The organism is Caldichromatium japonicum, from assembly GCF_011290485.1.
GTDB lineage: Bacteria > Pseudomonadota > Gammaproteobacteria > Chromatiales > Chromatiaceae > Thermochromatium > Thermochromatium japonicum.
On the sequence record NZ_CP048029.1, the window covers coordinates 1,262,335 to 1,273,709 of the forward strand.

The 11,375-nt window shown below is 63.1% G+C and carries 13 protein-coding genes; 5 read left to right on the forward strand and 8 right to left on the reverse strand.

From position 1 onward, the window contains the following. Positions 1–75 precede the first annotated feature (75 nt). The 5 genes from bioD to bioB are packed head-to-tail and all read right to left on the reverse strand — an operon-like array spanning position 76 to position 4,689. Positions 76–768, reverse strand: coding sequence for a dethiobiotin synthase (gene bioD / locus GWK36_RS06245; RefSeq protein ID WP_166270411.1), 693 nt, complete (start codon positions 766–768; stop codon positions 76–78). Continuing rightward, entirely contained in the window at positions 765–1,625 is an 861-nt protein-coding gene (gene bioC / locus GWK36_RS06250; RefSeq protein ID WP_166270412.1) for a malonyl-ACP O-methyltransferase BioC, read from the reverse strand. The genes bioD and bioC overlap by 4 nt, the downstream gene beginning before the upstream one ends. Continuing rightward, positions 1,622–2,374, reverse strand: a complete 753-nt coding sequence (gene bioH / locus GWK36_RS06255) for a pimeloyl-ACP methyl ester esterase BioH (protein ID WP_166270413.1) — start codon at positions 2,372–2,374, stop codon at positions 1,622–1,624. The genes bioC and bioH overlap by 4 nt, the downstream gene beginning before the upstream one ends. Beyond that, positions 2,367–3,599 carry an 8-amino-7-oxononanoate synthase gene (gene bioF / locus GWK36_RS06260; RefSeq protein ID WP_166270414.1) on the reverse strand — a complete coding sequence of 411 codons (1,233 nt, stop codon included), beginning with the start codon at positions 3,597–3,599 and terminating at the stop codon, positions 2,367–2,369. The genes bioH and bioF overlap by 8 nt, the downstream gene beginning before the upstream one ends. Positions 3,600–3,651: 52 nt before the next feature. Further along, positions 3,652–4,689: a biotin synthase BioB gene (bioB, locus tag GWK36_RS06265; RefSeq protein WP_166270415.1), complete on the reverse strand. Its 1,038-nt coding sequence runs from the start codon at positions 4,687–4,689 to the stop codon at positions 3,652–3,654. A gap of 233 nt (positions 4,690–4,922) precedes the next feature. Here bioB and GWK36_RS06270 point away from each other — a divergent pair, with 233 nt between their 5' ends. The 3 genes from GWK36_RS06270 (at position 4,923) to GWK36_RS14875 (ending at position 6,405) form a co-directional block, all read left to right on the forward strand. Next, positions 4,923–5,711: a ComF family protein gene (locus tag GWK36_RS06270; RefSeq protein ID WP_246237735.1), complete on the forward strand. Its 789-nt coding sequence runs from the start codon at positions 4,923–4,925 to the stop codon at positions 5,709–5,711. Positions 5,712–5,774: 63 nt separating this feature from the next. Beyond that, positions 5,775–5,978, forward strand: coding sequence for a hypothetical protein (locus GWK36_RS14870; protein WP_210756875.1), 204 nt, complete (start codon positions 5,775–5,777; stop codon positions 5,976–5,978). A gap of 46 nt (positions 5,979–6,024) precedes the next feature. Further along, entirely contained in the window at positions 6,025–6,405 is a 381-nt protein-coding gene (locus tag GWK36_RS14875; RefSeq protein ID WP_210756876.1) for a zinc ribbon domain-containing protein, read from the forward strand. 57 nt (positions 6,406–6,462) lie between these two features. On the opposite strand, the gene GWK36_RS06280 is transcribed toward GWK36_RS14875, so the two are convergent. Next, on the reverse strand, positions 6,463–7,383 hold the full coding sequence (locus GWK36_RS06280; RefSeq protein ID WP_166270416.1) for an ATP-binding protein: 921 nt from the start codon (positions 7,381–7,383) through the stop codon (positions 6,463–6,465). A 125-nt stretch (positions 7,384–7,508) separates the two neighbouring features. Between GWK36_RS06280 and speB the strand changes: the two genes are divergently transcribed. After that, positions 7,509–8,516, forward strand: a complete 1,008-nt coding sequence (gene speB, locus GWK36_RS06285; RefSeq protein WP_166270417.1) for an agmatinase — start codon at positions 7,509–7,511, stop codon at positions 8,514–8,516. Here the strand turns inward: speB and GWK36_RS06290 are convergent. After that, positions 8,434–9,294: a hypothetical protein gene (locus GWK36_RS06290; protein ID WP_166270418.1), complete on the reverse strand. Its 861-nt coding sequence runs from the start codon at positions 9,292–9,294 to the stop codon at positions 8,434–8,436. The genes speB and GWK36_RS06290 overlap by 83 nt on opposite strands. Before the next feature lie 281 nt (positions 9,295–9,575). Between GWK36_RS06290 and GWK36_RS06295 the strand changes: the two genes are divergently transcribed. Next, positions 9,576–10,001 (forward strand): helix-turn-helix domain-containing protein, encoded by a 426-nt coding sequence (locus tag GWK36_RS06295; RefSeq protein WP_166270419.1) that lies wholly within the window; start codon positions 9,576–9,578, stop codon positions 9,999–10,001. A gap of 101 nt (positions 10,002–10,102) precedes the next feature. Here the strand turns inward: GWK36_RS06295 and GWK36_RS06300 are convergent, their stop codons facing one another. Further along, positions 10,103–11,092: an adenosine kinase gene (locus tag GWK36_RS06300; protein WP_166270420.1), complete on the reverse strand. Its 990-nt coding sequence runs from the start codon at positions 11,090–11,092 to the stop codon at positions 10,103–10,105. Positions 11,093–11,375 lie beyond the last annotated feature (283 nt).

Consider the following 11,375-nt stretch of genomic DNA (forward strand, 5'->3'; position numbering starts at 1 on the left):
GCGGAGGATGCTGCACCCCATCATACCGGCAAACGCCCACAGCGGTAGGATACGCACTGCGTACCCTACAGGGCCTCAAGGCTGCTCGCCCAGGGCGAGCGGCTCAAGGTCGAGATGGACGGAGACGGCCTGCGCCCCTGGACCTGCGAGCCAAGGTACCATCCCCAAACAAGGGGCAGGGATCAGGGAGCTCAGGACATCGAGGTTTTCGCGCAGGGCGAGCATCTGCGGGTCGATCCAGTTGGCGACCCAGGCGGCGAGCCTGTTCCCCTGGCCGATGATCGATTCTGCGGTCAGCAGGGCATGGTTGAGACAACCCAGACGAATCCCGACGACCAGGATCACGGGTAGCTCCAAAAGACGCGGCAGGTCGCTGAGAAAGAGCTCGGCGCCCAGGGGAACCCTCCAGCCGCCGACCCCTTCCACCAACACCAGATCGGCTTGTGCTTGCAGCTCGGTGTAGGCGTCTTTGATCCGCCTGCTCCGGATCTCGATCCCCGCTTGCGCCGCTGCGATGTACGGGGCGATCGGCGGGGCCAAGGCATAGGGATTGACCTGGTCATAAGGGACAGGGAGCGACCCTTGGGCCTGGATGCGCAAGGCGTCCTCGTTGCGCAGCCCCTCGGCGGTCGGCTCACAGCCGCTTGCCACCGGCTTCATCCCGAGCACCTGGTAGCCGCGGGCCTGAAGCGCGGCCATGAGCCCTAGCGTGACCTCGGTCTTGCCGCAACCCGTATCCGTCCCCGTGATCAACCAGCCGCGGCTCATGGCCCGCTCCTTGAACGGCGCCCGACGGCGCTGATCGGGACCGCGACGGTCTGCACCCCTGCTTGGACCTCTGGGACCCTGGCATAGCCATAGAGGACCTCGAAGCTTGCAGGCAGCAGCCCATCCCGCCGGTAACGCTCATAGGCGGCGGTCAGGGCCTCTAGGCACCTGCGACCTAAAAGACCCCGCGGGCGGTCGAGGGTCGCATTGTGTGCCCCGAGCCCCTTGAGGTCGTGCATGAGATCACTCAGATCGCCATAGGTGAGGGTCAGACGATCGGCGTCCATCACTGCGTCTGTTAACTGGGCGCGCAGCAAGGAATCGCCGAGGTCATGGAGGTCGATGAATGGGCTAACATGGCTGTAGCCGTCGACCTCAGCCCAGGCTAGGCGCAGTTCCTTGAGCGTATCCGGGCCAAAGGTGGTAAAGAGCAGGGTCCCGCCCGGGCGAAGCACCCGCCGGCACTCGGCAAAGACCCGATTCGGGTCACACCATTGCAGCATGGCATTGGAGATGACGAGATCGATCGAGCCCGCGGCCAAGGGGAGCGACTCGGCATCGGCACAGAGGCATAGCGGCCTTCGCCACCAGTGGCCGCGTCGACGCGCCCTGAGCAACATCCCATAGGCAAAGTCCACTGCTACCAGGCGGGCGCGTGGATAGCGGCGGGCGAGCGGTTCGATGAGATGACCCGTACCCGTGCCGAGGTCTAGGATCGCCTTGGGTGAATCCTTGAGATGAGTGAGCCGCTGCAGGAGACGCCCGGCGATCTCGCGCTGCAGGACAGCGACGGCGTCATAGCCTGCGGCTGCGCGCTCGAAGCTCAAACGGACGCGGTGTTTGTCGATCGGGTTCATGGGCGAAGACGAGAGACAAGGGCGTTGAGATTTGCGCCAAAGGGTTGGGGATGGGAGAGATGCGGGGCATGGGCGGCATCGGGGATGACCTGGACCTGGGCCCTTGGCGCAAGCTCGGCGATCCGCTCGCCGACCCTGACCGGCACCAGGGCATCGCGCCCACCCAGGACCCAAAGGAGCGGGCAGCGGATTTCTTGCAGTCTTGACCGCAGATCGACCTGACGCAGGATCTCAAGACCGATCTCGAGCGCCCTGGGGTTAGGGGCGGGCGCTGCAGCGATGGCCTGTTTCAGCCGGCGCAGGGTCGATTGCGGCTCAGACCCGCCGCGCACCTGAAGGGCGAGAAAGCGGTTGAGGGTCTCTTGCGGCTCGGTCAAGAGCTCGGCATGAAATCGATCGAGCGTCTGCTCGGGCATGGCCGCCAGCCAGTCCGGTGCCTGGATGAATCTGGGGCTGGCAGCAACGAGGACCAGGGCCTGCACGCGCTCGGGCGACTGAAGCGCCGCGGCAAGGGCGATCAGCCCCCCCAACGACCAGCCAAGCCAGATCGCCGCTTGGGGGGCGCGCGCAAGACAATCCTCGGTCCAGCCCTCAAGGTCCGCGCGGCCTGCAGGCAAGGGGATGCCGCTATGCCCGGGGAGGGCGAGCGTCTGGGGCGCGAGTCCCTCCCAGACCGCTGCGGGCACCGCCTCCCAGACCTGATCGCACATGCCCCATCCGTGGAGCAAGACACAGGGCCGCTCAGCCATCGCACTGTTCCTCATCCGCATCGAGGGGGGGCGCAGGTCGCACCTCAGGCGCGCAGGATCCCCCCATCTCATCTAAGAGACGGGCGAGCGCCGCAAGCAAGCGGCCGATGTCCTCGGCGGTATGAGATGCCGAAAAGGTCACCCGCAGCCTGGCGGTGCCCTGGGGGACGGTCGGCGGACGGATAGCCGGAACCAAGATACCCCGCGCTGCAAGCGCCTCGCTCCAGGCCGAGGCCAGTTCGCTTTCGCCCAAGAGAATCGGCTGGATGGGGGTGGCGGAGTCCATCAGGTGCAGGCCCAAGCGCCGCGCCCCCTCGCGGAAGCACCCGATCCAGTCGGCGAGACGCTCGCGCCGCCAGGTCTCCTGGCGGGCAAGCTGAAGGCTTACCAGGGTCGCCTCAGCCAGGGCTGGGGGGGGCGCGGTGGTATAGACATAGCTTCGCGCCTGATGGATCAGGGTCTCGATGAGGATCTCTGAACCGGCGACGAAGGCACCGAAGGTCCCCAATGCCTTGCCCAGCGTCCCCATAAGGATGGGCACCTCCTCCATCCCCAGATCGAAATGCGCTAGGCTGCCGCCACCCTCTAGCCCGATGACACCAAGCCCGTGTGCATCATCGACCATCAGCCAGGCCCCCGAGCTGCGCGCGATCTGCGCAAGCTCGGGCAAGGGCGCAAGGTCGCCGTCCATGCTAAAGACCCCATCGGTGACGATGAGACGCGCCTGTTCTTTTGCAACCAAGGTTTGCAGCGATTCGGAGTCGGCGTGCCGATAACGGCGAAGCCTGGCGCGGGCGAGGAGAGCGGCATCGATGAGCGAGGCATGGTTGAGCCGATCCTCTAAGACCAGATCGCCTGGTCGGGTCAGGGCAGCGATGACCCCGAGGTTGGCCATATAGCCGGTCGAAAAGAGTAGGGCGCGCGGGCGACCGGTGAACTCGGCAAGGGCCTCTTCCAGCGCCTGATGGGCGCAGGTATGCCCGTTGATCAGATGCGCCGCACCGCTGCCCACCCCCCAGCGCTCTGTCCCAGCGCAAAATGCAGCGACGACCGCCGGATGATTGGCTAACCCTAGATAGTCGTTGCTGCAAAAGCCGAGCATCGGCCTGCCGTCGATGGTGGCATGCGGCTGAGTGGGACCGGCTCGCACCCGCAGGCGGCGCCACAGCCCCTGCGCGCGCAGCGCCTGGAGACGGCTTTGCAGTTTGCTCTCATCGATCGACATAGGGGCAGGATGAAGGTCTAATCCGGTGGCAGCAGGGTGCGCAATGCACACCCTATGAGACGCAATGCTCGGCCCGCTGCTCCCGCTGACAGGCCATAGGCTCGCTGCGCTCGGGGACGAAGGGCTCGGTCATAAGTCCCAGGCGTTCAAACAGCCTGCGGTCGCGATCGCCGGGGGCATTGGGGGCGGTCAAGAGACGCTCGCCATAAAAGATCGCATTGGCCCCGGCGAGAAAACACAATGCCTGAAGCTCATCGCTCATCAGATGTCTGCCGGCGGCAAGCCGGATATGCGAGCACGGCATGAGGATGCGCGCCGCCGCCACTACACGCACGAACTCGAATGGATCCAAGGGCTCGGTACCAAACAGGGGCGTGCCCTCGATCTGGACCAGGAGATTGATCGGGACCGACTCGGGGTGTGCCGGCAGGGTCGCCAGTTGCTGAAGCAAGGCGGCGCGATCGCGCCTGGATTCGCCCATCCCCAGGATCCCGCCGCTACAGGTCTTCAGGCCCGCGGCGCGGATGTGCTCTAGGGTTGCAAGCCGCTCTTGATAGGTGCGGGTGCTGATCACCTGGCCGTAAAACTCGGGCGAGGTATCGAGATTGTGGTTGTAATAATCGAGCCCGGCCGCCTTCAGACGCCTGGCCTGTTCTGCGGTTAGCATGCCGAGGGTCATACAGGTCTCAAGCCCCAAAGCCTTGACCCCCGCGATCATGGCGATCACCGGATCGAGCTGTTTGTCCGTCGGGTTGCGCCAAGCCGCGCCCATGCAGAAGCGGGTTGCACCCTGCGCCTTGGCTGCGCGCGCACGCTCCAGGACCTCATCGAGCGACAACAGGCGCTCGGGGGCGACCGCCGTCGAGTGATGGGCGCTTTGACCACAATAGGCACAGTCCTCGGGACAGGCACCTGTCTTGATGCTCAACAGGGTACTAACCTGGATGCGATTGGGGTCGAAATGGGCGCGATGGAGCGACTGGGCGGCAAACAAGAGGTCATTGAACGGAAGCTCGAGGATGGACTCGACCTCTTGCAAGGTCCAGTCGTGACGCGGCGGGTCTTGGGGGCAGGGCAGGGGTCTTGACATGTGGCTCCTCGGCTCGCATGGGTGACGGACATATAACCCGGGTTGCAATCGATCGGCGGTAGGGTGCTCATTACGCACCAGGGGTGCCGGCATCTTGCCGGCTCTATCGCAATCGAGAGTGCGCACTGCGCACCCTACAAAGGATCGCGGGAGTCTGTCAACCGATTGACCTGCGATCAGTTTACCAATGCCGGTCAAGACCGCGGCGGTTGACATCCGGCCCTTGACATTGCATGAGCCGTTGTCTAGCTGTCATGACAGCAGTGAGGGAGGGTCATGATACGCACCATCAATTCTTTGGGGGCCTAGCGGGCGCTGACGCGCGCCTAGCCGCTGAGCGCCTATTGCTCGATCTGATCTATCCGCCCACCTGTCTACTCTGCGGCGCGCCGGGGGTGGGTCAGGATCTATGCCTCGGTTGTCATTCCGAGCTGCCCTATCACCGCCTTGCCTGTAGCCGCTGCGGTCTGCCGTTCGCCGACGAGATGCCGCCAGGGCGACTCTGCGGGCGCTGCCAGCGCCGTCCGCCGCCCTTTGCTCAGTGCCTCACCGTCTTTTCCTATGCGGGGCCGGTGCCCTTTTTGGTCACCGGAGCCAAGTTTCACGGACACCTGGAGGCGGCTCGTCTGTTGGGCCAATGTCTGGCCGAACGGGTAAGCGAGTCGGGGGTGGAATTGCCCGAGGCTCTGGTCCCCGTGCCGCTGCATCCTCGACGCCAGCGCGCCCGCGGCTATAACCAGGCGTTTGAGATAGGGCGGGTTGCTGCGCGCCTGCTTAGGCTTCCCATCGAGCCGCAGCTTGCGGCGCGGATAATCGATACCCCGCCGCAGACGATGCTCGATGGACGCGCCCGAAGGCGCAACGTCCGCCGGGCGTTTGCCGTCCGAGGAATGGCGGCGGGGCGGCACCTGGCCATCGTCGATGATGTCATGACCACGGGCAGCACCCTGAGCGAACTGACCAAGGCACTTTTGCGCTCAGGCGCCCGTCGGGTCGATGCTTGGGTCATCGCCCGGGCCTAGGGAGCCAACCCTAGCATTACAAACTGTGCGTGATAGTGGATAATTTTCCACATAGAAAGCACGATGATGCGCACAGGCAAGGCGGCGAAGCGGCTTGGCGTCTCGGACAAGACCATTTGCCTGCCCAAGAGCGGTGAGGTCGCCATGACCGAGGCGTTGTGCTTCGATGGCAAGATTCTTGGTGCGACCGTTTCGCGTACTGCGGACGCTGGTTCGTCGCCGTTCAGGTTGAAGTGGTCGATGCTGCGTTCTATCGCAGGCGCATGAAACGACTGGTGTTGACCTGGGCGTTGAGGCGGACCTGGGCTTTGGCATGTTCTGCTTGCAGATGGAATACAAGGGGAAATGCTACGGCGTCTGGTTGGTTTTAGCTGATCGCTGGGATCCGAGCAGCCGCCTGTGTTCGGTCTGTGGTTGGGAGAATGAGATGTTGGCGTTGAAGGATCGGGAATGGACGTGCCCTCAATGCGGCACGCGCCATGATCGGGACATCAATGCCGCGCTCAATCTCAAACGGCTGGCAACCGCAACTGCCCTACCCGTGGCGAGTCCGTCCGGTAACGGCGGAGCTACAGCAGAGAGGGTCTCTGCCGTAGTCGGGAAAGTCACACCTGTCAGAGACGAATGCGCTCCGCATTCGGGGCAGGAAGAGAACAGTGCGCCTGTTTGCGCACTTTACTTGAGAGCAGGGTAGGCTGAGCACCCGGATGCCAACGATGTACATGGCGCTGCTGGCCAATCGCGTGCCCCCCTAGCGCCCAGCCAAAGCGAACTGCTCCAGCGCCCGCCGCCCTGCCCAATCGCGGGCGAATTGCCAGGCAGTGCGCCCGCTGCGCGAGCCGCGTCTCAAGGCCCATTGCAGGGCGGCGCGTTCGATCGCTGCCCAATCGCTTTCCGCAGGGGGCAGGGCCTGTGGTGCCAACCGCTTGACCCAGTGGCGCACGGTCATGAGATATTGGGCCTGGGTAAAGGGATGGAAGGCGATCCACAGCCCGAAGCGGTCGGAGAGCGAGACCTTGGCCTCGACCGACTCGCCGGGATGCAATTCGCCATCTTCGAGATAGGCAGCGCGGTTGTCGGCCTGGGATTCGGGCAAGAGATGCCGGCGGTTGGAGGTGGCATAGATCAAGAGATGCTCGGGAAGGGCGGCGATCGAACCTTCGAGCGCCGCCTTGAGTGCCGTATAGCCCGACTCGCCCGGCTCAAAGGCAAGGTCGTCGCAAAACAGGACGAAGCGCTCGGGGCGGTCGCGGATCAGGTCGAGGATCTCTGGCAATGACCCGAGGTCCTCTTTACCGACCTCGATGAGCCTCAGTCCCTGATCGCTATATTCGTTGAGGATCGCCTTGACCAGGGAAGACTTGCCGGTCCCACGCGCGCCCCATAACAGGGCATGATTAGCCCCGCCGCCGGCCAAAAACTGGCGGGTATTGCGCTCGAGCTCGGCGATCTGGCGTTCGAGACAACAGAGATCGGAAAGCGCGATCCGCTGCGGTGCCTGAACCGGCTGCAACCAGCCCTGCCGCCAGCGCCAGGCGAGCGCTGACCAATCAGGTGCGGGTTCGGCAGGCGGTAGGCTCGCCTCGATCCGGGCGAGCAACTGTTCTAGTCGGGCGATGAATCGGAGTGGATAAATCTCAGGGTCTGCTGGATCGGTGGGATGATCTGGCATGAATGTATCTACGGACATATAGGGTGGGCAGGGCGTGTCCAGGCGTAACGGCCATTCAGATCGTTTCATGTGGGCAATCCCCGGGGTTGCCCACCCTACTGAGCTCTAACGAGGGTCATGCCGCCATGAACGACAACCCCGCCTTCGGCGCCCATCTGCAACCCCTGATGGGGATCACGAGTTTCATGCGCCAGCCGGCAAGCCGCGACCTGAGCAATACAGACGCGGTCATCCTCGGCATCCCCTATGATAGCGCCGTCTCCTACCGCAGCGGGGCGCGTTTTGGGCCGCGCAAGATCAGGGAGCTTTCGGTCTTGCTCTGGGGACACCATCCGGCCCTCAAGGTTAGCCCTCTGGAGCATCTTAGGCTCATCGATTATGGTGATGTCGAGGTGGTGCCGACCTCGATCCTCTACACCATGGAGGCGATAGAGGCCACAGCCGCAGAGATCATCGCCAGCGGCGCTGTGCTGATCGCACTCGGCGGGGACCATAGCATCACCCTGCCGCTGTTACGCGCCCATGCCCGAAGATACGGGCCGCTTGCGCTCGTCCATCTCGACGCCCATCTGGACACCTGGGAGAGCGAGTTTGCAGCCGTCCCCTATAGCCATGGCACCCCCTTCCGCCATGCCTTGCAAGAAGGCTTGATCCGCAAGGGCGCCTATGTCCAGATCGGGATCCGCGGACCGGTGATGGGGCCTGCCGATTATGCCGAGGCGCGGGCGCTGGGCGCCTATACGGTCACCGCCCAGGCGATTATGGAGAGGGGTATCCCCGATGTCTTGGCAGAGATCCTGCCGCGGCTTGCAGGGCCTGTGTATCTCAGCCTGGATATTGATATCGCCGACCCCGCCTATGCGCCGGGGACAGGCACACCCGAGGTCGGGGGGCTTACGAGCCATCAGTTGTTGCAATTGGTGCGCGGACTCAAGGGGCTTAACCTCATCGGCTTTGACCTGGTCGAGGTCTGTCCGCCCTATGATTGCGGCGAGATCACCGCCATCCTCGCCGCCAACCTGGTCTTTGAGTATCTCTCGCTCTTGGCGCTCAAGCGGTCTTTAAGACCTCGAGATATTCCTGAGGCAGGCGCAGGACCCAGCCACGAAATGGGAGATCCAGGCTGCCGCTGAACCAGCGCGGCGCTTCGTCTGCTGAAGACTCGACGATGTATGAACCCAGCCAACCGAGCCGGGTATGGGGGTCATCCAGACGGGTCTGATCCGCCCAGGTCGCAAGCCGGTCCATAAAGCCCTGATCTTCGATGATGTCGGCCTTCAGGCGCGTTGCCAACCCCAGCAACAAGAGTTGGCGGTATTCAGCCTCATAGTCGAACCCATCGCCGACTGGCTGTTCGGCGGCGAGGTCCCAGAGGGCAAGCGGACGGCGGTTTAGGAGATAGAGATAGAGCTCATGCAGGTCGCGCCAGCTCCCGGGCGGGAGGGCCGCTCTATACTGGATGACATAGCGGATCTGACGACCCGCAAAGCGAAACAGGTTGCGGATGAGCCACAGCCGCTGCTGGGATTCGCGCTCACCGGGGAAGGGGTGGTGTTTATCGAACAGGTGCAAGGCATGGTCGAGATTGACGAACATCAGCCTTCCTAGGCGCTGTTCGAGGGTCAATCCGGATTCGCCCCGACCGGCGCGCGGCTTGGGCAGTCCGGCGCAGACCTTGAGCACCGGAGTCTTGAGGAGCGACAGGATGCCCAGCCGTCGCCCCAGCGGTAGTTCAGACCTCCGCAGCATCTCCAGGACCTGCAACAAAGCCGGCCCTGCCTGCAACACACCGCGCACCTTGAGGTCCCCCACCCAGTCCTCAAGGGCCTGCGGGTCTGCATCCAGGCGCGGCGGCGCCCGCTCAAATTGTCCCAGGGATACAGGGATCGAAGAGGAGTCGCTGCTATACATGGTCTCTTCCTGCCCAGGCGCTGGGCGGCTTGCCGCTCTCTTATTCGTAAGATTAACCGCCAGCTAAGCCGCCAAACTGTGGACCTGTTCCCATTTTGACTAAATGTCACTGGTCTTTGGTCTTGACTGCTCTGACGGTGGGACAGGGTTATTGATAAGAAACACATGTTTTTGAAATTGAGTGAGCTGTCCTGATGTCGTGGGCATGGAAAGACGAGACATGAGATTGCTGTCGTTTGCGGCGCGCGAAGGGGCCCAAGGACAAGGGGGGTGGGCGCAAGGTGGGTGAGAAGCGGGCGCTGTTGGCGGAGCAGGACGCCCAGATACGCAAGCTCATGTGCGACGGGACACCGGATGAGCTGAAGCTGCCGTTTGCGCTGTGGAGCCGGCAGGCGGTGCGGCAGTTGATCCTCGGCTGTTTTGGCATCGAGCTCAGGCCGCAGGGGGAGGGCAAGTACTTGGTGCGCTGGGGATTGACGCCCCAGAAACCGATTCGGCGCGCCTATGAGCAAAGCCCGCCGGCGGGCAAGACGTGGCTTGAGGAGACCTACCCGGACATTGCCCGGCGCGCCAAGGGCGATCTGAAGAAGGCGACCGTCAGCCACCTGCGCCGCCTTCTCAATTCTCCCAACGCATCATGCGCTACTTCCAGCATCCCAAGCTCCATGATGCCGCGTAATATAAGTTCATTGGTTTCGGATCAATAAAACTCCGGTCGAGCAGTGGATGGCGACAGCTTGTCGCCCTTTCGCCTGGGATCTAGACCCCGGCCTAGCCCTTGAACGGTAGCGGGAATCTTGCGGGCGTTTCAACCCATTGCCTTGAGGACGGCGCGGGTCTCTTCGGCAGGAAGACGCGGGCCGAACTGGGTGACCAGCTTGGCCGCGGCCGCTGCCGCAAGCTCGCCGGCACGCCGATGATCGAAGCCGTGGGTCAGGCCATAGAGAAAGGCCCCGGCGAACATATCACCCGCGCCGACCGTGTCCACCGCCTTGATGCGGACCGGCGGGATCTCGATCAACTGGGCGCCGTCCCACACCAGTGCGCCATCCGATCCCAGGGTGATGACAAAACTGCGCGCGAGCGTCTTGAAATATCCGACCGCCTGGTGGAGATCCTCTGAGCCGGCCATCCCCATGGCCTCGAAGGCATTGGCAAACAGAAGGTCCACCCCCCCGCCGATCATTTCTAAGAGGCCCTTTTTGAAATACTTGACCATATTGGGGTCAGAGAGCGACAAGGCCGTCTTGACCCCCGAGCCCTCTGCGATCCGCTTGGCCGCGATGACCGTCTCACGCGCCGAGTCCGAGGTCACCAGATAGCCCTCGGTATAGAACCATTCCGACTCACGCAATGCCTCCTCGACCAGCTCTTGGATCGAGAGATTGCCGCTGACCCCCAGGAAGGTGCACATGGTGCGGTCGGTGTCCGGGGTCACCAAGACCAGACAGCGCCCCGTGTGCCCCTGGTCCTTTTCGGTGTGATGGTTGGTGTCCACCCCCGCTGCGATCAGGTCGTGCATATAGAAATGACCGAGATCGTCGTCGGCCACCTTGCAGGAATAGAAACACCGTCCACCGAACTGGGCGCAGGCAATGATCGAATTGGCCGCCGAGCCGCCAGAGGCGCGCCCGTGGTGACGGTCTTTGAGATGGTCCATGATCCTAAGCTGTTGGTGTTCATCGACCAGGGTCATTACCCCCTTGTCGATCCCGAGGACACCCAGGTCCTCGTGCCTCACCTGGTATTCCAGATCGACCAGGGCATTGCCGATGCCATAGATGTGATACTGGGTCATTGATGCTTGCTGCAAGGGTTAACAAAGACAGAACGCCCATTCTAACGGCCAATCTCGCCCCGGGGCGCGGTTTAAGGATCGACGGAGCTTAGCGGACCGCTTCGCTGACCTGTCCACAGGAAGCGCTTGCCGCTATCTGTCGCATCCCGGACGATTGCATCATACTGCGCAGGCGCGATTATCTGCCTGATCTGGCAATCCCACATGCGTTTCATCGAGGGCAATCCCTGGGAACAATGGTGGATCTTGGAACTGTGTGGCAACCACTGCCGGTTCGTACAGA